This window comes from Actinomadura violacea, assembly GCF_017573465.1.
Taxonomy (GTDB): Bacteria; Actinomycetota; Actinomycetes; order Streptosporangiales; family Streptosporangiaceae; genus Spirillospora; species Spirillospora violacea.
The window spans coordinates 1-22,559 of the sequence record NZ_JAGEPF010000023.1 but is presented as its reverse complement, the minus strand read 5'-3'; the positions used below and the strand labels follow the sequence as shown (position 1 = coordinate 22,559).

Genomic DNA, 22,559 nt, shown 5'->3' with positions numbered 1-22,559 from the left:
AGGCAGGAGCCGGGTCAGGTGAGGGCCAGCAGGCTGACCGCGACGGCGGTGGTGCCCAGTCCTGCGATCTGGCCGCAGCCGATCCGCTCGCGCAGGACGCCGCGGGCGAGCAGGCCCGTCCCGGCCGGGTACAGGGCGACGCTCAGCGCCAAGACCGACAGGTCGCCGCTGCGGTCGGCGAGCGGGAACAGCAGGTTCGCGATTGAGACGAGCACCCCGGCGGACGCCGACAGCGCGTAGGCGGGCCTGTTCCCATTGTTGGATCCGTTCGGGCGTCCAGATCAGCGCCTTGGGGCATTTGCCGGGTGGGAGTTCGATCAGGGAGGCGACGTTGAGGTCGATGCGTCGTTCCCGGATCGCTTTGTTGAGCGCAGCGCGCAGGGTGGCGCGGATCCGGTGCTTGGTCGCCGCACCGACCACCCGGCATCCCATCACGCGGGCAGGCAGGGCGGGGTCGCCGGTGGTGCGGGCGCAGGTGATGAGTTCGTTGTGTTCGTCGATGGCCTCGAACACCGCCTCCACGTCGGCGGCGCGCAGCCGGTCCAGGCGGATGCGGCCGATGGCGGGGATCAGGTGGTCGTGGATGTGGGTGTGGTAGCTGCGGATGGTGCTGGCGCGCAGCCCCTTGCGGCCGGCCAGCCACAGGGTGAGCCACTGCCCGACGGTGATGGTGGTGTCCAGGACTTGGCCGGTGCGGATCTTGCGGCGCACCTCCTCTGGCTCTGACAGCCGCTTGATGGTTTTGAGGGTGGTGGTGATGAGGTCGATGATGCATGGCGGTGGTCGGGGTCGTCGGTGACGGCCAGCAGTTCGTGGAGTTTGCCGATCTCGGCTTCGGCGTCGTCCTAGAGGAGGTTTCCGCCGCGGCGGATGGGGTTGCGGCGGGTCCCGTCCGGGCGGGGCGGGAGTTCGTACTGGTAGTACCAAGTGCCGTGGGTCGGGCTCCACGACCCGCTCTTGCGGCGCAGTTTCGGGCATTTCCTGCCCAGCAGCCGCCCCTCGGGGGTGCGGCATCCGCAGGTCTTGTAGGTGGTTCCGGCAGCCAAGACGGGCAGCACACGGATCTCCGCCGCAGTCAGCCCCCCGCATCACCACCAACCCCCAGCACGCAACCCCGCTCGGCGGCCTACCGGCCACCGCAGGGAACCGCCTGCCGGGACGCTGATGGAACCGAAGCCCGTATGCAGCACGAACAAGATCCCGCACACAACCGGCGGTCCTCCAACCGCTTCCGTCCGGCATGGCGCTTACGGCGCTCCACCTCCGGCAGCAGCGGCTCGATCCGCTCCCCCAGGCTGTCAGGCACTATCCACGGGGGTACTCGCCCTTACGGACCCACCCACACCACACCGATCATCACTACATGTCATGCTGACATACACATCTTGGTATGACCTCTTATCCGCGGCGGTCTCGGTCATGTGGCATCTCTTCCTTAATCGCCAGATCCGCCGTTACTTGTCCAGTCCGCTTCCCCTGTTCGGCTCCGGTGCGGGCCGGAACTCGCGCGCGGTGACCACGACCGTGGCGACCAGGGCGACCAGGATCGCGGTGGCGAGGATCTCGTAGCTGATCACCGGGTGGAACAGCCGGCGCAGCACCTTCAGGGGGTCGGAGGCATCGCGCATCGCCGACGCCAGCCAGCCCGTTCCCGGCGGGGGGTCGGTGAACCCGGAGCCGTTCGCGACATGCCGGTCGCCGGTGAGGTCGCGGAGGCGGTACGGGAGCAGCAGGTACGGAATGTAGGCGAACAGGGAGGCGAACTGGGTCAGGATCGGCACGTACCAGAGCCGGCGCGGGAGCCAGAACGCGGTGATGACCGTCAGCACGTCCGCGAGGTAGAAGTAGCGCTCGTGCATGTTGGGCAGCAGGAACGGCACCAGCAGCACCGACGCCGTGGCCGCCAGGAGCACGCGGAGGTCGGTGAGTTCGACCCTGCGCAGCGCGATCAGGGCGATCAGGGCGAGCACCAGGAGACCGGTGAAGACGGTCGCCGACTTCTGCAGCGTCTCCGAGTTCCAGGAACCCAGGTACTGGAAGGCGCTGGGGGCGGTGACGATGAACTTGCCGCGGAGCAGGGACGCCTGGTCGTAGTAGACCCTGAGCAGATCGACGGGCTTGGCCCCGAGCAACAGGGCCGGCACGTCGAGCAGCAGGTAGACGCCGGGAACGGCCGCCAGGGTCCGCCACGGCAAGCGCTTGCCGACGGCCAGGAGCAGCAGGACCGGGAACAGGAATACCACCTGGAGTTTGAACGCCAGCGCGAGCCCGAAGAACGAGCACGCCGTCCAGTGCCTACGTTGCAGCAGGTAGTACAGACCACCGATCGAGAAAGCGGCGTAGGACGAGTCGCACTGGCCCCACATGGAGCTGTTCACCACGACCGTCGGCAGCAGGACGACCACCGCCGCTCCGGCCGGCGCGGCCCAGCCCGACGGGTACCGCATCCGGAGGATCCGGTACGAGTACCAGCCGAGCACGATGTCGAATACGACCGATATCAGCTTCACCGCGACCAGGGGCGGAATCCGCAACTGGACGGTGACGGCGAGCAGATAGAGGTACGGAACGTTGTAGGCGGAGAACTTGTGCTGAAGCGCGCCGAAGCCGCCGTTGTGCTCGATGAACGCGTACCACAGGCGGTAGAAGTCGACATAGTCCTCCGACCTGTAATCGAAGAAGAACAGCCGCACGGCCAGGGCGGGGACGGCGATGGCCGCTACTACCAGCAGGGATGTCCCCGGCAGTGGGCGGCTCGCGGGAGGGGCCCCCGGCTTGGCCACGCCTTCATCCAGATTCGTCATTTCGACCACATTTCAACGTGAGTGTTGCCGGGACGGAGAGAGCCCCGCCCTTTCTCAGGAAGCACGGCACAGCGCGATCAGAGAGACCCCGAAGGGCGGATCGACGTGGGGCAGCATCCGCGCCTCGGAGGCGAAGACGCCGTACAGGAGGCGGTTGGTCCGCGGCGCGGGCAGCGCCAGGTGCGGGTCGACCCGTTCGGCCTCGCGCGGCACGACCCGCCGCCGCAACCTGCCCGCCGTGCGGGCCGCGAACGCCGGCAGGAACAGCAGCGAGTTGAAGTAGGCGATCCGGTCTGCCTGGAAGCCGCCCGCCTGCCGCAGCAGGTCGCGCAGGTGGTGGCGGCGGTAGCGCCTGACGTGCCCCGCGTACACGTCATGGTGGCTCCACAGGACCGGGAAGGCCGGGACGGTGAGGACCAGTCGGCCGCCCGGCGCCAGCACCCGCCGGAACCCCCGCAGCGCCGCGACGTCGTCGTCGATGTGCTCGACCACGTCGAACGCCGTGACCAGGTCGAACTCCTCGTCTTCGGCCAGGTCGTCGGGCACCAGGCCGCGCCGTGCCGAAACGCCGGTCGGATGCCGCTGCCGCAGGTACTCGATGGCGTGCTCGGAACTGTCCATCGCCGTGACCCGGCCGAACGCCCGCAGCATGTCGACCATCTCCCCCATCCCCGACCCGACGTCGAGGACGCGCAGCCCGGGCACCCCCGAGGCGCGGTGATCGGCGAGGTAGTCGCGCAGCATCGTCGCGACGATCCGCCGCCTTCCCTGGAACCACCAGTGCGAGCTCTCGACGGCGGCGAGTTGGTGGTAGATGGGAGTTTCCACAGGCGTCACCCCAGCCATTCCGAGGACGGGACAGCAACCGAAGGCGGACCGAGCGTTCCGTTCCCCTGCACCATCGCAGCGCCGCCTCGAATCGGGCTCGATATAGGCCGGAGGAGACCGGCCTATAGGACGGTGGCGCCGTCGGCATGGAGGCATGGGACGGTGCGGCCCTCGACCGGAGATCGAGGTGGGCTCAAGGCGCGAATGCGAGGCTCCGATGGACGCGTCTGTCGCGAATTCGGAGGGGCGGCCGGATGTCCGAGGAGCCACCAACGCGGCGCGAGCGACTCGCCCGGCTGACCGCGGAGCTGTCCAAATTCGGGGTGATGGCCGTGGTCAGCACCCTGCTGGCCGTCTTCGGGACGATCGGCCTGCACCTCGGCCTGCGCCTCGGGCCGCTCGCCTCGAACGCGATCGCCACGGTGGTCGCCGTGTCCGTGTCATTCGCCGGCAACCGCTGCTGGATCTTCCGCGACCGCAGGCGCACCAACCTGGCCCGCGAGTATCTCGCGTTCTTCGTCCTGAACGGCCTCGCGCTGCTGATCCAGCTCTTCTCGATCGGCTTCACCGTGTGCGTGCTGGACCTGCACGACACGGTGTCCTACGACGTGTCCCTGCTGGTCGGCGTGACGCTCGCTTCGCTGGCCCGCTACCTGACCTACAAGAAGTGGGTCTTCCTGCCCGCCGACGAGCCGCGGGCTCCCTCGCACGACCGCACCCGCGTCTGACAGGCGGGCGCCCCACCGGCGCCCGGAAGGACGAGGCCGCGATGAGCGGGCGTCTCGGAGCAGCGTGTCAGCACGGCATCCCAACGCGAGACGGGGCTCCTCCGGCACTGCGCGCCCCGGCGGGCGGATTCCCCGGCGGGCGGAAGCGCTGGAGGAGCCCCGTCAGGCGGCGAGACTCGCGGCGGTGTGCGGCCGCGGTGCCCTCAGAACCGCTTCTGTCCGAGGACGCAGTAGTTCAGCATCAGGGAACGCAGTCTCTGCAGATTCCCGTCACACCACCTCGAGCGCTCGTGCATACCGAACTGGAATGGGAAGATGTGCAGCCCCTTTTCCCGGAGGATGATGACGCCGTGCTCCTCCAGGGGCCCCTTCAGCGTCCGCCACGTACTGAAATTCTCAAAGCCGTCGAAGGGACGTAGCTTCAGCGCGGTCGCGAGCTTGACGATCGGGCTCCAGAGCAGGTTCGGCGTGCTCACCGAGATGTGGCCGCCCGGCTTGAGCACCCGCGCCATCTGCCGCAGCACCTCGGGCGGGTCCGGGGTGTGCTCGATGCACTCCGACGACACCACCAGGTCGAAGCTGTCCGGGCCGAAGTGCTCGACCAGCCGGAGCGCGTCGACGACCTCGCCGTCGCAGCCCACCCGCCTGCGGGTGGTCTCGACGAGGTTCGGTCCCAGGTCGATGGCCGTGACCTTCGCACCCCGCTCGTGCAGCCGCGCGCTGAAGTAGCCGAGCCCGCAGCCGACGTCGAGCGTCTTCTTGCCGGCCACCATCTCATCGGACAGGAACTCGTCGATGAGGGTCTCTACCCGGCGGGCGGTGTCGTAGGACGATGTGGCCTGCTCGAAACGGTCTCCGAGCCGTTCATGGACGTACTCCTTTTCATCCGGAACGCGCGGACCCACATGCACTCCTTTCCTGCGGTTCGACAATTAATGCCGACCGGCAGTCGAATGCAATTATCATGACAAGAGCCCGCACGGAATCGCAAGGGCCGCCGCAGAATTCGGACGTATTGCGAGTGCGATTCGACCGCACCTCAAGGGAATCTCGTGCTTTTCCGCCGAGTGACCGGAAACGGCGGCGGGCATGCCCGCCGGCATGCCCGCCGCCATCGTTCCCCGGTCGCTACCCCCGGCCGGGTTCCGACTGCTCGCCGAGGCCGCGCGGCCTCGGCGCGGTCTCCTCGCCCTTCTCCTCCTTCTGCGGCCTGGTGAACAGCAGGCAGCCGAGGGCGGAGAGCACGAGCGTCACGGCGGCGACGACGAGGGTCGTGTTCATGGCGCTGGAGAACCCGCCGGCGAAGGTCTCGCTGGTGAGGTGCTTGTAGAGCGCGCCGGTGGCGGCATCGAGGTTGCCGGGGACCGCGGCGGGCGCGTAGTGCCCGGCGCCCTGGGTCACGTCATTGACGAACCTGTCCCGCAGCTGCTCAGGCAGCCGCCCGGCCCGCCGCTCCGCCTCCTGATGAAGGGTGGTGGAGAGCCGGCTGGTCAGCAGGGCGCCGATCACCGCGGTGCCGAGCACCCCGCCGATCTGCCGCGTGGTGCTCGAGACACCGGACGCTGCGCCGGCCAGCCCGCGGTCGACGCCGTCCATGGTGGCCTGCTGGAGCGGGGTGAAGGTGGCGCCGCTGGCGGCCCCCATCACCAGCAGCGCGGGCATCAGCGTCCAGATGCTCGTGTGCGGACCGACGAGGGCGACGAGCAGGAACAGGCCGACGGCCAGCAGCCCCAGGCCCGCCATGAGGATGTACTTGCCGCCGAACTTGTCCGACAGCTTGCCCGACAGCGCCGACCCGAAGGCCGTGAGGACGGCCATCGGCAGCAGCGCCAGACCCGTCTCCAGTGCGCTGTACCCGCGGGCGAACTGAAGGTAGAGCACCAGCACGAAGGCGATGCCGATCATGCCGAGCTGGAAGACGAATCCGACGACGTTGCCGACGGAGAAGTTGCGGACGTTGAACAGGACGAGCGGCATCAGCGGCTCTCCCTGGCGCTTCTGCTGCCACGCCTGCCAGAGCACGAACGCGATCAGCAGCACGACCCCCACGGCGATGACGGCGCCGATGCTGATCGGGCCCGTGATGGTGCCCCAGTCGTAGCGCTGCCCCTCGATGAGGCCGAACACGATGCCGGCGAGGCCGAGGGTGGCCAGGGCGACCCCGGCCGGGTCGAGCTTGTGCCGCTGCTCGGTGCGCGCCGCCGGGACGATCGTCAGCGCGAGGATCGCGGTGACGATGCCGATCGGGACGTTGATGAAGAAGATCCAGCGCCAGCTCAGATGGGCCAGCAGCAGCCCCCCGCCGACGGGGCCGAGGATCGGGGCGAAGCCGACGATGATCCCGAACACGCCGAAGGCGCGGCCGCGCATCCGCGGCGGGAAGGTCGTCAGGATGACCGAGATGACCTGCGGGAACAGCAGCGCCGAGCCGAGCCCTTGGAGCACCCGGGCGGCGAGCAGTGCGCCCGGCGAGCCGGCGAACCCGCACAGCGCCGAGGCCACCGTGAACGTGACGATGCCGATCACGTACATGCGCCGGTAGCCGACGATGTCGCCCAGCCGGCCGGTGGTGATCAGCAGCACCGAGAAGACGAGCATGTAGGCGTCGATGACCCACAGCACCTGGTCGTAGGAGGCGTTCAGGCTGTGGATGAGAGTCGGGATCGCGATGTTGACGATGGCGCCGTCGAGCAGCGACATGAAGAACCCGATGCACATGATGCACAGCACGATCCAGGGCCGCTTCGACCCCGGCCCGGAGCCCGGCGATCCCGGTGGCGGTCCGGTGGGCCGCTTGGTGGAGGTGGATTCTGACACTTCGATGACCTCTCCGAATCTGCGACCGGCGTGATTCGGGCAGGGTCCGGGCTTCCGCATCGGCGTGCGGATACGCGGGGAGCCCTGGGACCGGTCGCGGAGACATGGATCCGCCCGGCGGCGGCGCCATCGGGCGCGCCGCGGTGCCCGATGGTTTCAGCGTCCGGCGAATGCCCAGGCCATGGGTGCGTTACCACCCGAATTGCCGTCTCGCGGGCCATCCGCCCGCGGGGAGAGATCGGGGCGCGCCGCCCCGGGTGCATACGACAGGCCTTCTCGCCGAACCGCCACCACCATCGAAGGACACCTTTCCAGGACGTGGTGGACGACTCCCACCTTCCCCGTGTCATCCGGACCCGGAGAAGCTGATTGGCGAGGCGAAGCCCGACGGTGAGAAGTCGTGGTCACTCTAACACAGAGCGGCCTTGCAGCAGGGTCCTGTTCTCATCACAACCATTTGTCCGGCTTGCCGGGAGACGACGCCGAGATGGCTCCGCGGCGGCACATCCGAACCGGCCGTGAAGTGCGTTGGCCGCGTCAGGAAATGATCTCGGCGGTGACGAAACGCACCGGGGTGTCGATCACCAGAGAACCGTCTTCGGCGGCCAGTTCGGTCAGCCCGGCGACCAGCGAACGGCGCAGCTCGCCGGCGACCGGAACGGGCAGCCGGTCCCACAGCAGCCGCATCCCCTGGGTGTGCGACCACTCGACCCAGGCGGACGGCGACTCGGCGGTCATGGGGACCGTCTGGTCGCGCACCTCCACCCCTGTGAAACCGGCCGCCTCAAGGACCGCCTCGAGCTCGGCGACGTCGGAGAGCCAGCCGTTGTAGCGGCGGCGCAGCTCGTCCGGCTGCCAGTCCGGCGGAAGCGCGGCGAACACCGACGGGGGGAACATCGGGGTGAACACAGGGGGCAGGAAGGGGAAGGAGCCGGGGACGAACAGCGGGCAGGTGAACGCCAGCCGTCCGCCGGGCGCCATGATCCGCGGGTACCGGGCGAGCGCGGCGGGGGCCTCGGGCAGGAACAGGATGCTGTAGCCGCCGAGCACCAGGTCGAACGAGGCGTTCGGGAAGTGCGGCCGTTCCGCGTCCATCACCAGCAGCTCGACGTTCCCGGCGCCGATCCGCCGCACCTCCTCCCGGGCCGCCTCGATCATGGTCGCGGCGATGTCGATGCCCACGGCCCTCCCCCCGGGGCCGACCGCCTCGGCCGCCGGGAACAGCGCGGCGCCGCGTCCGCAGCCGACATCGAGCACTCTCTCACCCGGTCGCGGCGCGGCCAGCCGGACCAGCTCACGCCCCATCGGAGTGAAGAACCCCACCCCGCCGCGGTCGTAGGAACCAGCGGCCCGGGTGAACGCATCGGTCACCCCGGACTTGTAAGCGGTCGAATCCATCTGCGCCTCCCACGGGTTCGCTCCACCCCATGCCTACAGGGCCCCGCTAGAGAAACGCATGAGCCGCTGTCGACACTTTCACGCAAGTAGCCTTGAATTGCACTCAATTGAGCATGATAATCCTTGTTCGCGATCCCCGGAGCCGTCATCATGGCGCATGAATGGGCACTGTTTCACAGGTCGACAGAGAGGCGGAGAGATGGGGGATCCAATCGGCCCGGTGCGCCGGATGATCCAGGCGTTCACCAGTGGGAAGACGCAGGACGTGGACGAATACATTCACCCGGAATACATGAACCCGGCCACGCTGGAGCGCTGCGACAAGCGCGGCCCCGACGCATTCGTTGAATCGGTTGAATGGCTGCGCGACGTGTTCTCCGAGTTGCATCTGGAGGAGATCGACTACCAGGAGGGCGGCGGCTTCGTCACCGCCTACCTGCTGATGAGCGGCCGGCACACGGGGAACCTCGTCGGCCTGCCGCCGACCGGCCGCCGGTTCGCGGCGGAGCAACTCCATCTCTGCCAGGTGGTCGACGGAAAGGTCCGCATGCACCGCGAATGGCGTGACGACCTGGGCTGCCTGCGGCAGCTGGGCCTGCCCGAGCTGCCCGGCCCGGCCTCCGGCTGACCGGCCGGCGGGCCGCCGAGGGCGGCGGGCGCGGTCTCACACCGCGCCCGCCGCCCTTCTCCTCATCCGAGTTTCGCGAACAGGAGACGCCGCAGCGGCGGCACCGCGGGGAGGACGCGCAGCGCCGTCTTGAACGCCACACGCCGGACCCGGCTCTCCGAGGAGAACATCCGGGCGGCCCGCAACGACTCGGAGACCGCGCGGAACCCCTCCGCACGCATCCGCTCCTCATATCGGCGGACCGCGGCCCACGGCCTCTCCCCCGGAGCGAGGCCGGTGAGCTCCCGCGCGAGGATCGCCGCGTCGTTGAGCGCCATGTTGGCTCCGACGCCCCGCAGCGGGGTCATGCTGTGGATCGCGTCGCCGAGCAGGGTCACGTTCGTCGTCGGCCACGGCGCGGGCGGGATGGACGTGCGGATCGGCACGGCGGCGACGGTCGTCGGGTCGGTCTCGCGCACCATCTCCCGCAGCGCCGGATGCCAGGACCGGGTCAGGCCGGTCACCAGGTCACGGAGCTCCGCACCGTCCAACCCGGCAAGGTCGGGCGGGTAGCGGCGCTCCCCCGCGCCGTACGCCCACATGACGTATCCGGCGTCGTCGCCGGGCTCGTGCGGGGCGACGAACATCCCGCAGCCGCCCGGTGCTACCACCGAGTTCGGCCGTATCCGCAGGCGGTCCGGCAGCACACGCCGGGCGGCCTCCAGCTCCAAGCGGCCGACGACCGAGACCATGCCGACGTCCGTGCGCCGGGCGTGCGGCAGGTACTGGGCGCGGACCCGGGAGTTGGCCCCGTCCGCTCCGACCAGGAGGTCCGTGACCACCTCGCTCCCGTCGGCGAAGTGGCAGACGATCCCGCCGCTGGGCCGCCGTTCGTACCGTTCGAAGCACGCGTCGAACCGCACCGTGTCCCTCAGCCCGGTCAGCAGGACCTCGCGCAGCATGCTGCGCTCCGCCGAGTAGTGCGGCTCCGCGGACGGGCCGCCGTCGAGGACGGCCAGCTCGCGGAGCCCCTCGGTGAGGAACCCGAACTCGTGGCCGATGCGGCCGGCCCGGGAGCCGAACCCCTCCCACACCTCCGGCGGGAGGGCGCGCAGCGCCCGGGCGCCCATCGGGTCGATGCGGACGCGGTACCCGTGCAGCGCGTCGGCCGGGGAGCGGTGCCGTTCGAAGACGGTCACCCGCATCCCGGTGGCGCGAAGGCCCTGGGCCAGGCAGAGCCCACCCGTGCCGGCCCCGATGATCGCTACGTCCGTCAAGGTGCTCCCCCTCTCCGGGGGCGCACGGGGACGCGGCCGGCGGCGGACCGGCCGTCAGTAGACACCGAAGCCGCCGCACACGTTGAGCGCCTGGCCGGTGACCGAGGCCGACCTGGCGGAGGCGAGGTACGACACCATCCAGGCGACCTCCGCCGGTTGGCTGTACCTGCCGATCGGGATCTCGGACGCCACCCGGGCGAGCGCCTCCTCCTTGCTCACCTTCCAGATACCGGCCTGGCAGTCGCGCACGTTGACCGACATCGGCGTTTCCACGTAGCCGGGGCACACCGCGTTGACGGTGATCCCCGAGGTCGCCAGCTCCAGCGCCAGGGACCGGGTGAAGCCGACGACGCCGTGCTTGGCGGCGGCGTACGGCGCGCCGGCCGGCACGCCCTGCTTGCCCCAGACCGAGGCGATGTTGATGAGCCTGCCCGAGGGGCGCTCCCGCATCCGGCCCTCGTTCAGGACCGCCTTGGTCATCAGGAACACGGCGTTGAGGTTGGTGTCGATGGTGGAGTACCACAGCTCCTTGTCGATCTGCGCGGTGATGCCGCCGCCGGGCCGGCCCGCGTTGTTCACCAGGACGTCCACCGGGCCGTCCCGCTCGACGCACGCCGCCACGAACGCGCTGACCTGGTCGGGGTCGGTGACGTCGCAGGCCCCGCCGCGGACCTCCAGGCCCTCCGCCCGCAGTTCCGCGACCGTCTTGTCGATGGTCTCGGCGTCCCGGGCACAGATGTGGACCCGGACGCCCTCCGAGGCCAGCGTGGCGGCGATGGCGCGCCCGATCCCGTTGCTCGCGCCGGTGACAATGGCCGTCCGTTCCCTGTCCGCTGCGTCTTCGATGGCGCTGCCGGCCGCATTGTTGGTCGTCATGCCCGCACGGTCGCAGCGCGGCCTCGCGACGGGCTCGAGTAAAAGTGGAAACGTCGCCGCTTTCATGGCCGCACGGCCTGACCCGGCCAACGTGAAGGGCCGAGCCCACCTCGAGTCGTTCTCAAGGAACCGCGTGGATGCTGCACCCGCGAATACCGACGGCCGGGCCGGTGCGTTCCGGCGGGATTCACCATGGGAGGGCATCCGTGCGGGGAATCGTCATCACGGGCGGCGGCTCGGGCATCGGCCGCGCCACGGCGCACGCGTTCGCCGACGCGGGTGAGGCGGTGCTGATCGTCGGCCGGTCGGCCGAGGCTCTCGCCGAGACCGCCCGGGGACGGGACCACATCCACGTCCTTCCCCTCGACATCACCACACCCGGGGCGGCCGCCGCCGTCGTCGAGACCGCGCTGCGCGAACTCGGCCGGATCGACGTCCTGGTCAACAACGCGGGGATCGCACGGTACGCGGACCTGCCCTCCCTGGAGCGCGAGGCGGTGGAGGCGCAGATCGCCACGAACCTCGTCGCGCCGGTCTTCCTCACCCAGCGGGCCCTGGACGCGCTGACGGACACGAAGGGCGTCGTGGTCAACCTCAGTTCGTCCGGCTCGGTCGGCCTGCGCACCATGCCCGGCAACGCGGTGTACTGCGCGACCAAGGTCGCCCTCGACGCGCTCACCCGCAACTGGTCCGTCGAGCTGGCGTCGCGCGGCATCCGGGTCGTCGCCGTCGCGCCGGGCGTCGTCGACACCGGCGTCGCGCTGCGGGCGGGGATGCCCGAGGCCGAGTACGACGCGTTCCTGAAGCGGATCAGCGCGCAGATCCCCTCCGGCCGGGTCGGCACTCCCGAGGACATCGCGTGGTGGATCGTCACGGTGACGGCTGCCCCCAGCGGCTATCTCAACGGCGCGCTGCTGCCGGTCGACGGCGCGCTGTCCCTCACCTGACGCCGGCGGTGTCCCGCGCGGAGCGAACGCCCGCCCCGACTCGTGAAAGGAATCCCGTGAGCGACAACATCGACGCCGTCCGCAGGATGGTCCGCGCCTACAACACCGGTGACACCGGTGACGTGGACGAGTACATCCATCCCGAATACTTGAACCCGGCCGCCCTGGAGCACATGGCCGACAAGGAGTGGCGCGGCCCAGCGGTCTTCGCCATGGCGGTCAAGTGGCTCCGCGTGACCTTCTCCGAGGAGGCGCACCTGGAGGAGATCCGCTACGAGGAGAACGGCGACTGGGTGCGCGCCTATCTCACGCTCTACGGCCGCCACGTCGGCGACCTCGTGGGAATGGCGCCGACCGGGCGGCGTTTCTCGGGAGAGCAGATCCACCTCGTCCGGATCGCGGACGGGAAGATCCGCGACCACCGCGACTGGCCCGACTACCTCGGCACCTATCGCCAGCTCGATGAGCCGTGGCCGGCGAGAACGTGGCATCGCTGACCCGTCCCCGACCATCGCGCCCACCGGCGCCGCGCTCATGGCCACGGCTCCGGGCCGTCCCCGCCGTCCCGGCGGGGACGGCCCGGGGCCGCCGTCATCCGGCGAACTCCGCCGCGTGGTCACGCGCCCACCGCTCGAACGGCGTGCCGGGACGTCCGGTGACCTTCTCGACGGTGGGCAGCACCGGGGCGGGCGTCTCGCTCGCGTCGGCCAGGTAGCCGAGGACCATGTCCACCACGACCTCCGGCATGAACCGCACCAGTTCCCTCCGCGCCTCCTCCGGAGCGACCTCCTCGAATCGGATGTCGGCGCCGATGGCCTCGCCGATCCGGGCGGCCTGCTCCCGCTGGTCCAGTAGTTCGGGGCCGGTCAGTTCGTAGCATGCCCCGGCATGGCCGTCCTCCGTCAGGGCCGCCGCGGCGACGGCGGCGACGTCCGCCTCGTGGATCAGGGCGCGGCGTGACTCCGGATAGGGCGCCCGCACGGTCCGCTCGGTGCGGATCGACTCGCCCCACTTCCACACCAGGTTGGTGGCGAACTCGTCCGGACGCACGAAGGTCCACTCGACCCCGCTCCGCTCGACCGCGTGCTCCACGGCGCGGTGGTGCGAACCGCTGTGGGTCGTCTCGTCGTGCACCGAGCTGGAGGACAGCACCACGATCCGCCGGACGCCGGCGCGCGCCGCCCGTTCGACGACCTCGGTCACGGTGCCGGGAACCGGGAACAGGTACATCCGCTCGACCCCGCTCAGCGCCGCGGTGAGGCTCGCGGGCCGCTCCAGATCGCCGGGCACGACGCGGACGCCCTCCGGCGCCACGAGCCTTCCGGGCGTCCGGGACATCGCCCGCACGGCGCATCCGGCCTCCGCCAACAGCTTCACCACATTCCTGCCGACATGCCCCGAGGCACCGGTCACCAAGAATTCCATGACGTCTGCGTCTCCTCTCGCGGACCGCATTCTGGTCGCGATTATCGCGACCCGCCCTTGACGAGTTCTCAAGCCGCGGTCGGAAGAATGTGGAATGACCGACCACCGAAGGAGTGCGAACGACTATGTCACCGGCCGAGAACAAGGATCGCTGCCAGAAGATGGTCGACGCGTGGAACCGCGGGGAACTCGAGGGCGTCATCGTGCATTGGGCGCCGGACATCGTCCACCACTCGGAGGGCGCGCTGGTCCCCAACGAGGAGATGATCGAGCGCATGCATTCCGGGCTCAAGGCGTTTCCCGATGTGCGGCTCCGGATCGAGAGCATGGTCGCCGAGGGGGACCGGGTCAGCGTGCGCATCAGCGTGTCGGCCACGCACTCCGGGCCCTTCATGAACATCCCGCCGACCGGCCGACGGGTGACATGGCTCACCGCCGAGGAGTTCCGGTTCTCCGACGGCCGGGTCGTGGAGCACTGGGACGTGATCAACTACATGCCCATGCTGCGCGAGCTCGACATGGTCGAGTCGGACGTCCGCGGCTGGGGGACGGCCGAGTAGCGGCCCCTCTCCCCGCACCCGCAGGCCCTGGTCCCGAAAGCCCGGAGCGCGCTTTCGGGATCAGGACCTCGAGTACTCGGCGATGCGCTCCGCGGCCTCGCGCGCGGCGGCGCCATCGATCTGGAGGAACCGTCGGCGCAGCGCCGCGAACCTGATGTGCGCGCGGTGGGAGGTCATCGTCTCGGCGAGCACCAGCGCCCGCTCGGCGGCCTCGGCGGCGCCCTCGGCCTCCCGGCGCCCGAGCCGCGCCGCGGCGAGCGACGCCAGGTGCAGCATGCGGTCACGGGGCCGGCTCTCCCCGAGCAGCGCGATGCTCCGCTCCAGGCACTGCTCGGCTTTCTGGAAGCGGTTCAGATCCAGCCAGGACCGGCCGGCGTCACCCACGATCACCGCCGGCGTCACCCAGCGGACCCAGGGCGGGACGGCCCGCCGGTCGGCGCTCGCCCCCGGCGGCTCGGCCTCGTCGAGGGCCCGGTCGCATCCCGCCACGTCCCCGAGGGCCGCGCGGATCCGCGCCTCCCTGGCGGCGAGGAGCGCCTGGACGGTGCCGCGCCCGTCGCCGTCGATCCCGTTGCGCGCGATGCCGATCAGCCGCAGCCCCTCCTCCTGGCGCCCCTCCCACAGAGTCTGGTACGCCATGCACGAGATGATGTACGCGGCCAGCGGGCGGTCGCGGGCGGTACGCGCCGCGGCCAGCGCGGTCATGTAGCAGGACCGGCTGGGCTGACGCAGCCCCAGTTCCGCGGCCAGCCACCCGCCGAGCCGCCCGAGCTCGGCGACGATGCGGTGCAGATAGGCGCCCACCTGCTCGTCGTAGGAGCACTCCAGGATCAGCATGCGGGCCAGCCTGCACTCTTGCATCGCCCACTCCGCCCCGACCTGGATGTTGCCGATGTCCTCCATGCCGCGAAGCTGGCGGACCCGGACCGACAGCATTCGGATCATCACCTCGGGGACCCGCTGGCCCTCCGCGCGGACGAGCGGGCCGGGATCGTCGTCCACCAGCCAGTCCACGGCGGCGTTGACGAGGGCCTTGACCGTCACCGGCCCGCGCGGCCCGCCCTGGGAGGCCGACGCGAAGGCGGCCGGGATCGGCGCCTCTCCCCCATGCGGATGCCGGGGCCAGAGCGCCTCCGCCGAAATGGGCTCCCCCAGGCATTCGGTGAGGACCTCCGCGACCTGGTAGGGAAGGCGCCGGCGCGGTCGTGCACCTTTCAACCAGTTATAGGGGGCCTTACTGCTGATCGTCCCCGCTCCGAAGCGCTTGTTGAGCTCGCCGGCCAGCCGTTCGGGCGACCATTGAAGTCTGTCCAGGCAGACGGCCAACAACGAGAATCTTTCTTCCATCACAGGAATGGTTCGGCCAGTATTGACAACCCTCTTCACTCTGCCCCAACCTCCCCACGAGACTCAACTCGACCGTACCGCCTCCACTATGCAGAAAGGTGATCATTATTTGCCAAATTTCCTCACCTTTCCGCACGCTGGGTGACGGTTCGATCACCTCGCGCGGGAACAGGTGAGCCGGGATCGGGCGGGACCGGGATCGGGCTGGAGCGGCCGGCGGGAGCCCGGCTCCCCCGGGCTCACCGCCCCATCAGCCGGTAGCCGGCTTCGACCTCCTTCTTCGAGGGCCGCCACCACCACTCGTTCTCGCGGTACCAGTTCACGGTCGACGAGAGACCGTCGCGGAGGTCCGGGTAGCGGGGCCGCCAGCCGAGTTCCCTGCGCAGTTTCGAGGAGTCGGTCGCGTAGCGCAGGTCGTGCCCGGGCCGATCCGGCACGGTCTCGTACCAGGAGGCCGGCCTGCCGAGGACTTCCAGCACCGATTCGACCACCTCGCGGTTGCTCACCTCGCACCCCGAGCCGATCAGGTACGCCTCGCCGATCCGCCCACGGTCCAGGATGAGATGGACGGCGTCGTTGTGGTCGTCCACGTGCGTCCATTCGCGGATGTTGCGGCCCGATCCGTACAGCTTGGGCCGATCCCCCAGCAGCACGTTGGTCACCTGCCGCGGGATGAACTTCTCGGCGTGCTGGAACGGCCCGTAGTTGTTGGCGCAGTTCGACAGGGTCGCGGCCACGCCGAAGGAGCGCGCCCATGCCCGCACCAGCAGGTCGGCCGAGGCCTTCGTCGCGGAGTAGGGGCTCGACGGGTCGTACCGGCTCCGCTCGGTGAACCCGCCCTGCGCCGAGGCCCCCAGATCGCCGAAGACCTCGTCGGTGGAGATGTGGTGAAGCCGCCGGTCATGCCGCCGGACCGCCTCGAGCAGCACGTAGGTGCCCTGCACGTTGCTCCGCACGAACGGGGCCGGATCGCGCAGCGAGTTGTCCACGTGCGACTCGGCGGCGAAGTGCACGACCACGTCGGACTCGGCGACCAGGCCGTCGACGAGCCGCTGGTCGCAGACGTCACCGTGGACGAAGCGGATGTCCCCGGCCACCGCTCTGAGGTTGTCGAGGTTGCCGGCATAGGTCAGCGCGTCCAGCACGCGGATCTCATACTCGGGGCGCTTCGCCAACGTCCGGTGAACGAAGTTCGCCCCGATGAACCCCGCACCGCCGGTCACCAGCATGCGTGTCATGTCCACGGCTTCATCGCGTCACGTTCGCGGCGGGCTCACCGCCGGTCGGGCCGGCGGGCCCGGTCACCGGCTCGTAGAAGGTCTGCTCGCTGCGGGCCAGCGCACGGAGCCGTCGAGCGTGCTCGTCGAACTCGGCGGCGCGGGTCGCGGCGCGCAGGGCGTCCGCGCTCTCCCATTCGGCGATGTTGGCGTAGGAGGCCGCGTCGTCGAGCGCCCGGACCAGCCGGTTGCCGATGTACCCCGGCCACCGGGTGAAGTACGCGGCGGTATCGGCGAAGGCCCGCTCGAAGTCCGCCGGGTCGCCGTGGACGACGAAGCGGTTCACAAAGACGATCATGAATTCTCCTCCCCGGCCCGGCCGGACCGGGCGGCCATCATCCGATGCACCAGCGACGTGGTGCGGCGGGCGTCCCGCTCCAGCCGGCTCCGGAACGGCAGCAGGCCGGTGAAATCGATCGGGTCCTCCACCGTCGGGCGCGCCCTCAGATACCGCACGGTGCTCGGATCCAGGAGGGTCGCGATCCACTGCGGCGCGGTGAGCGGGCCGTGCCCACCGCAGATCTGGCACACGTTGAGGTTGCGGGCGTAGGCCTTGCCGTAGACCAGCTCCCCGCACCCATCGCAGCGGACCCACGGCACGGCGGGGACGAGCCCGCCTTCACCGCGGCTCCACGCGGCGAGGTCTTCCCCCACAGTCACGACTTCTCCTTCGTCCGGATCACCGTGGCCCACGCCCGTTCGAGCCCGACCGAGAGCGGTGTGCGCGCTCGCCAGCCGAGCAGCCGCCGGGCCCGGGCCACGTCCAGCAGCGCGACCGGATGGTCGAACCCCCGCCCGGGCCGGAGGCGCACGGTCAGCTCCCGGTCGGCCACGTCCCGGATGGCGCTGAGCAGCCGCCCCAGCGACGTCCCGGCACCGGTGGCGATGTTGAACACGCCGGCGGGCAACTCCGCGGTCGCCGGACCGAGCCCCGCGAGCGCGTCCACCGCGTCGTCGATGTAGAGGTAGTCGCGCACGGTGTCCGCGTCGCCGTACAGGTCGAGAGGGCGGCCGTTCGCGGCCGCGTCCAGCCAGTGCGCCACCACGCCGTAGCCTCGGCGGAGCCCGTGCCCGGGGCCGTAGACGTTCGACATCCGCAGGACGACTCCGGGCACCCGGGCGGTGCGGGACAGCAGATCGTTCTCCATCGCGAGCTTGGCCTTGGCATACGCCGACTTGGGGGCGGCGAACGCGTCCTCCGTGCACGGCACGGCGTCGGCGGACTCGCAGACCGTCAGGCCGGTGCTGTTCAGCACCACCACCGGTGGCCGCTCCGTCGTGGCCAGCGCGTCCAGCAGGCCGTTGAACCGCTCGCGGTCGGCCGCCACCAGCTCGGGGCGGGTCTGGGCGAGAGCTGGGGTGACGCTCGTCGCGAGGTAGTAGAGCACCTCCACGTCGCGCAGCTCCGGCAGCGGCGTCCCGTCGGGGCCGATGGGCCACCGGGTGTCCCTGGTCACCGGCATGACCTGCGCGCCCCCGGCCCGCAGCCGGCCGCAGAGCGCACGGCCGATGAAGCCGCCCGCGCCGATCACCGCGCGGCGGCCGGGGCCCACATTCGATCGGGTTCTCATGGCCCCAACACCACCTCGCTGCTGTCGCCCAGGATCAGCAGCGGCCCCTCCGTCCCCCGGCGGACGCTGGCCGCCTGGCCCACGATCGAGCCGGTCAGCCCGCCGACACCCTGCACGGTGGCCTCGTCGAGCAGGATGGAGTCCGCGATCTCGGCGTCGGCGACCCGGCAGTTGGGGCCGACCGCGGTGTGCGGGCCGAGCGTGCTGTCGCGCACGACCGCGCCGCTCTCCACCAGGACCGGCCCGACCAGTTCGCAGCGGCTGACGACGGCGCCGCGCGCCACGACGACCGGGCCGTGGATCGTGGAGTCGGCGTCCACCGTGCCGGCGATGTCGGTGGACAGCCGGTCGAGCAGGGCACGGTTGCAGGCCAGCAGGTCGGCGAGGCGGCCCGCGTCCTTCCAGTAGCCGGGGCATTCGTAGCCGACGACGCGGCGCCCGGTGTCCACCAGCCACTGGATCGCCTCGGTGATCTCCAGTTCGCCGCGCCCGCTGGGCCGGATCGCCCGCACCGCGTCGTGGATGGCGGGCGAGAACACGTAGGCCCCGACCACGGCGAGGTCGCCGACGAACGTCTCCGGTTTCTCCACCAGCGACTCGACGTTCCTGGCGTCGCCGACCACGGCGACGCCGTACTCCGACGGGTCGTCCACCTTCCCGAGCAGCAGCATCGCGTCCGGCCGGTTCGCCTCGAACTCGTCGACGAGAGGGCCGATGCCCTCGAGGACGATGTTGTCCCCCAGGTACATCAGGAAGTCGTCCGCGCCCAGGAACTCCTGGGCGATCAGCACGCAGTGCGCCAGGCCGTCCGGGCGTTCCTGGTCGACATAGGTGATCCGGATTCCCAGGTCGCGGCCGTCGCCGAACCGTTCCCTGAATTCGTCGCCGCGTTCCCCGACGACGATGCCGACGTCGGAGATCCCCGCGTTCCGGATGCTCTCCAGTCCGTAATGAATTACGGACTTTCCTGCCACCGGTATCAGCTGCTTCGGCCGGGAATGAGTGAGCGGGCGCAGCCGGGTACCCACCCCACCGGCGAGAACCAATGCCTTCAAAGCGGCTCCCTCACCGAGCGTCGGGACCACGTGATTTGCACGTTTCCTGTCATGCACCCATGCTCGGCGAACCGGCTTGAATTTCCCTCGTACGCAGATCGGAGGACGGCCTGCGAAATGACACGGGCGTCGAATCAGCACACCCGTTTTCCGGAACGCGCGGGCGTCCGCGCACCCCGCTCCGAGGAGAACCGTTCGACGTCGCGCGCGACCTCGTCCAGGGAGGGCGCGATGGCGATCTCCGTGCCGACGGCCTGGGCGGCGCGGGCGTAGCCCGGTTCGGCGAGGACCCGCCGCACCGCGGCCGCCACTGCGGCGGGCTCGCGCTCGTCCCGCCCCAACCCGATCGCCACGCCCGCGGCGGCCAGCCGGTCCGCCGTGACGTGCTGGTCGCCCATGAACGGCAGCGCCACCTGCGGCAGGCCGAAGGTCAGCGCGGTCAGCGCGGTGCCGATGCCGCCGTGGTGGACGACCGCGTCGCAGCGCCCGAGGACCAGGCTCAGCGGCAGCCGGCCCGCCGCGCGCACCCCTGGCGGGAGCGGGCCGAGGTCGCCGGCGAACCGGTCCGGGACGGCGATCACGACCTCGGTGTCCTCGCCCGCCAGCTCGGCGGCCAGCCCCTTCAGCAGCCCCACGCCGTGGATCTGCGGCACGACGCTGCCCACCGTCAGGCAGATCCGGCGGCGGCCGGCGCTCTCCAGTGCCCAGCCGGGAGCGGACCCGGAGCCGTTGTAGGGGATGAAGCGCATCCGCCGCACCGGACGGGGGTCCGGCACCTGGACGGCGGCCGGGCAGATGTCGATGCTCAGCTCGGGCGCCGCCGGCGCCGGCAGGCCGAGCCGGGCGAGGGCGGGCGCGAGCTGGTCGGCGGCGATCTCGTCCACCGCGGCGGGAACCGCGATCCCCCAGCCGTGCCGGACCAGCGGAACGCCGCGCGCGGCCGCGACGACCGCGCCGGAGTACTCGGCCGGTTCGGAGATCACCAGGTCGGGCGACCAGCCTTCGGCGAGGGCGGCGGTGCCCTCGACCGTCAGCTCGGCCAGCCGGCCGAAGCCGCGGCCCATGTGCTCGGCCGAGGCGTCCCCGGCCCCGGCCCGCTGGGACGGGTGCGCGCCGCCGCCGGGCGCCATCGCCGCCCGGACGTCGATGGCCGGGGAGACCGCCACCGCGGGCAGGCCGGAACGCCCCACCTCCGCCACCGACTGCTCGGGGGTGGCCGTCAGCACCTGGTGACCGCGAGCGCGCAGCGCCCAGGCGAACGGCACCAGTGGGAAGAAGTGCCCCGATCCGGGGGTCGTCGTCATCAAGATCCGCAAGGGGTCCTCCAGGGTTTGCCGGGTCCGCGGGGCACGGCGTCCACCGTGCCCCGCTCGACCGCCCGTACGGCTCAGGCCACCTTCGCGAGCTCGCGGTTGACCAGTTCCAGCAGAATCCGCGGCGTCGCGGCTTCCACGATCTCCTCGTCCTCGAACCGGATCCCGTAGTCGCGCTCCAGCCGGGCCGCGGTCTCCATCAGGGCGATCGAGTCGTAGCCGAGGACCTCGAACTCGACGTCGTGGATATCCCCCGCCGGCGCCGCGCCGCCGGCCTCGCCCGCGCACTCGACCAGGATCCGGTTCAGCTCGTCCAACGTCAGACCTGCCACTGCTTCCTCATTTCTCGGTTGTGAAAACCGGGGACTCACCGGCGGGCGCTCGGGGCCCGCACGACCATCGCGGAGTTGAAACCGCCGTGCCCGCGCGCGAGCACGAGGGCGGTGCGAAGCCGGGCCGGACGGACCTCGGTCACCAGATCGAGGGCGTAGCCGGGCGCCGGCTCCGGCACGTTGACCGTCGGAGGGATGACGCCGTCGCGCAGCGCCAGCAGGGCGGCGGCCAGGTCCAGCGCGGCGCCGCCGGAGTACAGCCGGCCGGTCATGGTCTTGGGCGCGGTGACGGGCACGCCGCGGGCCCCGAACACCGCCCGGATCGCGTCGGCCTCCGCGCGGTCCGGCTCCGGCAGTCCCGCGGCGTCGGCGAAGACGACGTCCACGTCCGCCGGAGCGGCCTCGGCGTCCGCGAGCGCGAGCCGGACCGCCTCGCGGAGCCGCGGCGGGCGGCCCGCTCCCGGACGCGGGTCGAACGTCGCGCCGTAGCCCGCGATCTCGCCGTAGGGCGCGTCCGGACGGCGCCGGGCGGCCGCCGCCTCGTCCTCGACGATGAGGATCGCGCCGCCCTCCCCGGCCACGTATCCGTTCGCGGCCGCGCTGAAGGGCAGGTACGCCGACGCGGGGTCGTCGCGGGTGCTCATCCTGCCGGTGCTGAGCTGGGCCGCCCAGCCCCAGGGGCACAGGCCCGCGTCGACGCCGCCGGACACGACCAGCTCGACCCCGGCGCGCACCTGGCGCCGCGCCTGGGCCACCGCGTCCAAGCCCCCGGCCTGGTCGGTGACCAGCACTCCACTAGGGCCGCGCATGCCGTGGCGGATGGAGATCTGACCGGTGTTGACCGCGTAGAACCATGCGAACGACTGGTAGGAGCTGACGTAGCGACTGCCCTTGCTCCAGAGTTTCTCCAGCTCGCGCTGCCCGAACTCGAAACCTCCGGACGAGGCCGCCGTGACCACGCCCATCGAGTACTCCTCGAGCCGGTCCGTCTCGACCCCGGCGTCCGCCAGCGCCCAGTCGGCCGCCACCAATGCCATCCTGGTCATATGGTCGGTCTGCGGCATCAGCCGGCTCCGCAGGTGCTCGGCCGCCTCGAAGCCGGAGACCTCGCCGCCGAGCCTGGACGGATACCCGGACGCGTCGAACCGCGTGAGCGGGCCGATGCCGCTCTCGCCGCGCAGCGTCGCCTTCCAGTACTCGCCGGTCCCGAGTCCGTTGGGCGCGGTGACGCCGAGGCCCGTGACCACGGCCCTGCGGACCGTCGCGCCGTCCGCCGCGCCGCTCACCGCGCCGTCCGCCGCGCCGCTCACCGCGCCGTCCGCCGCGCCGCTCACCGCGCCGCCCGCCGCGCCGCTCACCGCGCCCCCCGCCGCGCCCCCCCCCGCCCCGGACCGCGC

At 70.9% G+C, this 22,559-nt stretch carries 25 protein-coding genes; 6 read left to right on the top strand and 19 right to left on the bottom strand.

Annotated features, from left to right (window positions below; all coding sequences use genetic code 11):
• Positions 1–14 precede the first annotated feature (14 nt).
• Positions 15–215, bottom strand: a complete 201-nt coding sequence (locus J4709_RS34290; RefSeq protein WP_208247118.1) for a hypothetical protein — start codon at positions 213–215, stop codon at positions 15–17.
• Positions 216–258: 43 nt separating this feature from the next.
• On the opposite strand from J4709_RS34290, the gene J4709_RS53865 reads away from it, so the two are divergent.
• Entirely contained in the window at positions 259–726 is a 468-nt protein-coding gene (locus J4709_RS53865) for a hypothetical protein (protein WP_232384490.1), read from the top strand.
• A 119-nt stretch (positions 727–845) separates the two neighbouring features.
• Here the strand turns inward: J4709_RS53865 and J4709_RS53860 are convergent, their stop codons facing one another.
• The 3 genes from J4709_RS53860 to J4709_RS34275 form a co-directional block, all read right to left on the bottom strand.
• Positions 846–1,046 carry a hypothetical protein gene (locus J4709_RS53860; RefSeq protein WP_232384489.1) on the bottom strand — a complete coding sequence of 67 codons (201 nt, stop codon included), beginning with the start codon at positions 1,044–1,046 and terminating at the stop codon, positions 846–848.
• A gap of 408 nt (positions 1,047–1,454) precedes the next feature.
• Positions 1,455–2,804: a glycosyltransferase 87 family protein gene (locus tag J4709_RS34280; RefSeq protein ID WP_208247116.1), complete on the bottom strand. Its 1,350-nt coding sequence runs from the start codon at positions 2,802–2,804 to the stop codon at positions 1,455–1,457.
• Positions 2,805–2,858: 54 nt separating this feature from the next.
• Positions 2,859–3,632 carry a class I SAM-dependent methyltransferase gene (locus J4709_RS34275; RefSeq protein WP_208247114.1) on the bottom strand — a complete coding sequence of 258 codons (774 nt, stop codon included), beginning with the start codon at positions 3,630–3,632 and terminating at the stop codon, positions 2,859–2,861.
• A 254-nt stretch (positions 3,633–3,886) separates the two neighbouring features.
• Here J4709_RS34275 and J4709_RS34270 point away from each other — a divergent pair, with 254 nt between their 5' ends.
• Complete coding sequence (locus J4709_RS34270) at positions 3,887–4,360, top strand: GtrA family protein (protein WP_208247112.1); 474 nt, start codon at positions 3,887–3,889, stop codon at positions 4,358–4,360.
• 203 nt (positions 4,361–4,563) lie between these two features.
• On the opposite strand, the gene J4709_RS34265 is transcribed toward J4709_RS34270, so the two are convergent.
• From J4709_RS34265 to J4709_RS34255, 3 genes are all read right to left on the bottom strand, one after another.
• A complete protein-coding gene (locus J4709_RS34265; protein ID WP_208247110.1) occupies positions 4,564–5,265 on the bottom strand; it encodes a class I SAM-dependent methyltransferase in 702 nt (233 codons plus the stop codon).
• Between the two features lie 223 nt (positions 5,266–5,488).
• Entirely contained in the window at positions 5,489–7,177 is a 1,689-nt protein-coding gene (locus tag J4709_RS34260) for an MFS transporter (protein ID WP_208247108.1), read from the bottom strand.
• 537 nt (positions 7,178–7,714) lie between these two features.
• Positions 7,715–8,575 carry a class I SAM-dependent methyltransferase gene (locus tag J4709_RS34255; protein ID WP_208247106.1) on the bottom strand — a complete coding sequence of 287 codons (861 nt, stop codon included), beginning with the start codon at positions 8,573–8,575 and terminating at the stop codon, positions 7,715–7,717.
• Positions 8,576–8,732: 157 nt separating this feature from the next.
• On the opposite strand from J4709_RS34255, the gene J4709_RS34250 reads away from it, so the two are divergent.
• Positions 8,733–9,203, top strand: coding sequence for a SnoaL/DnrD family polyketide biosynthesis methyl ester cyclase (locus tag J4709_RS34250; RefSeq protein ID WP_372442184.1), 471 nt, complete (start codon positions 8,733–8,735; stop codon positions 9,201–9,203).
• 62 nt (positions 9,204–9,265) lie between these two features.
• Here the strand turns inward: J4709_RS34250 and J4709_RS34245 are convergent, their stop codons facing one another.
• Complete coding sequence (locus J4709_RS34245) at positions 9,266–10,459, bottom strand: FAD-dependent oxidoreductase (RefSeq protein ID WP_208247102.1); 1,194 nt, start codon at positions 10,457–10,459, stop codon at positions 9,266–9,268.
• Positions 10,460–10,513: 54 nt separating this feature from the next.
• Entirely contained in the window at positions 10,514–11,335 is an 822-nt protein-coding gene (locus tag J4709_RS34240; protein WP_208247100.1) for an SDR family NAD(P)-dependent oxidoreductase, read from the bottom strand.
• 206 nt (positions 11,336–11,541) lie between these two features.
• Here J4709_RS34240 and J4709_RS34235 point away from each other — a divergent pair, with 206 nt between their 5' ends.
• Together J4709_RS34235 and J4709_RS34230 are read left to right on the top strand one after the other, a co-directional pair.
• Positions 11,542–12,282 (top strand): SDR family NAD(P)-dependent oxidoreductase, encoded by a 741-nt coding sequence (locus J4709_RS34235; protein WP_307801791.1) that lies wholly within the window; start codon positions 11,542–11,544, stop codon positions 12,280–12,282.
• A gap of 56 nt (positions 12,283–12,338) precedes the next feature.
• Positions 12,339–12,779, top strand: coding sequence for an ester cyclase (locus tag J4709_RS34230; protein WP_208247098.1), 441 nt, complete (start codon positions 12,339–12,341; stop codon positions 12,777–12,779).
• A gap of 94 nt (positions 12,780–12,873) precedes the next feature.
• On the opposite strand, the gene J4709_RS34225 is transcribed toward J4709_RS34230, so the two are convergent.
• On the bottom strand, positions 12,874–13,707 hold the full coding sequence (locus J4709_RS34225) for an NAD(P)H-binding protein (protein ID WP_208247096.1): 834 nt from the start codon (positions 13,705–13,707) through the stop codon (positions 12,874–12,876).
• Between the two features lie 125 nt (positions 13,708–13,832).
• Here J4709_RS34225 and J4709_RS34220 point away from each other — a divergent pair, with 125 nt between their 5' ends.
• Positions 13,833–14,267: an ester cyclase gene (locus J4709_RS34220; RefSeq protein ID WP_208247094.1), complete on the top strand. Its 435-nt coding sequence runs from the start codon at positions 13,833–13,835 to the stop codon at positions 14,265–14,267.
• Positions 14,268–14,327: 60 nt separating this feature from the next.
• Here the strand turns inward: J4709_RS34220 and J4709_RS34215 are convergent, their stop codons facing one another.
• The 9 genes from J4709_RS34215 to J4709_RS34175 form a co-directional block, all read right to left on the bottom strand.
• Positions 14,328–15,614 carry an NsdA family TPR-like regulatory protein gene (locus J4709_RS34215; RefSeq protein ID WP_208247093.1) on the bottom strand — a complete coding sequence of 429 codons (1,287 nt, stop codon included), beginning with the start codon at positions 15,612–15,614 and terminating at the stop codon, positions 14,328–14,330.
• A gap of 239 nt (positions 15,615–15,853) precedes the next feature.
• A complete protein-coding gene (gene rfbB / locus J4709_RS34210) occupies positions 15,854–16,852 on the bottom strand; it encodes a dTDP-glucose 4,6-dehydratase (RefSeq protein ID WP_208247091.1) in 999 nt (332 codons plus the stop codon).
• A 10-nt stretch (positions 16,853–16,862) separates the two neighbouring features.
• Positions 16,863–17,189 carry an antibiotic biosynthesis monooxygenase family protein gene (locus J4709_RS34205; protein WP_208247088.1) on the bottom strand — a complete coding sequence of 109 codons (327 nt, stop codon included), beginning with the start codon at positions 17,187–17,189 and terminating at the stop codon, positions 16,863–16,865.
• The gene (locus J4709_RS55050) at positions 17,186–17,551 is read right to left on the bottom strand and encodes a hypothetical protein (protein ID WP_208247086.1); all 366 of its coding nucleotides are present in this window, start codon (positions 17,549–17,551) and stop codon (positions 17,186–17,188) included. The genes J4709_RS34205 and J4709_RS55050 overlap by 4 nt, the downstream gene beginning before the upstream one ends.
• On the bottom strand, positions 17,548–18,462 hold the full coding sequence (locus J4709_RS34195) for an NAD-dependent epimerase/dehydratase family protein (protein ID WP_208247084.1): 915 nt from the start codon (positions 18,460–18,462) through the stop codon (positions 17,548–17,550). Before J4709_RS34195 ends, J4709_RS55050 begins: the two co-directional genes overlap by 4 nt.
• A complete protein-coding gene (locus J4709_RS34190; protein ID WP_307801790.1) occupies positions 18,459–19,547 on the bottom strand; it encodes a glucose-1-phosphate thymidylyltransferase in 1,089 nt (362 codons plus the stop codon). The genes J4709_RS34195 and J4709_RS34190 overlap by 4 nt, the downstream gene beginning before the upstream one ends.
• 104 nt (positions 19,548–19,651) lie before the next feature.
• Positions 19,652–20,821, bottom strand: a complete 1,170-nt coding sequence (locus tag J4709_RS34185) for a glycosyltransferase (RefSeq protein WP_208247080.1) — start codon at positions 20,819–20,821, stop codon at positions 19,652–19,654.
• An 83-nt stretch (positions 20,822–20,904) separates the two neighbouring features.
• Positions 20,905–21,162 (bottom strand): acyl carrier protein, encoded by a 258-nt coding sequence (locus J4709_RS34180; protein WP_208247078.1) that lies wholly within the window; start codon positions 21,160–21,162, stop codon positions 20,905–20,907.
• Between the two features lie 35 nt (positions 21,163–21,197).
• Positions 21,198–22,448: a ketosynthase chain-length factor gene (locus tag J4709_RS34175; protein ID WP_307801819.1), complete on the bottom strand. Its 1,251-nt coding sequence runs from the start codon at positions 22,446–22,448 to the stop codon at positions 21,198–21,200.
• Positions 22,449–22,559: the final 111 nt, after the last annotated feature.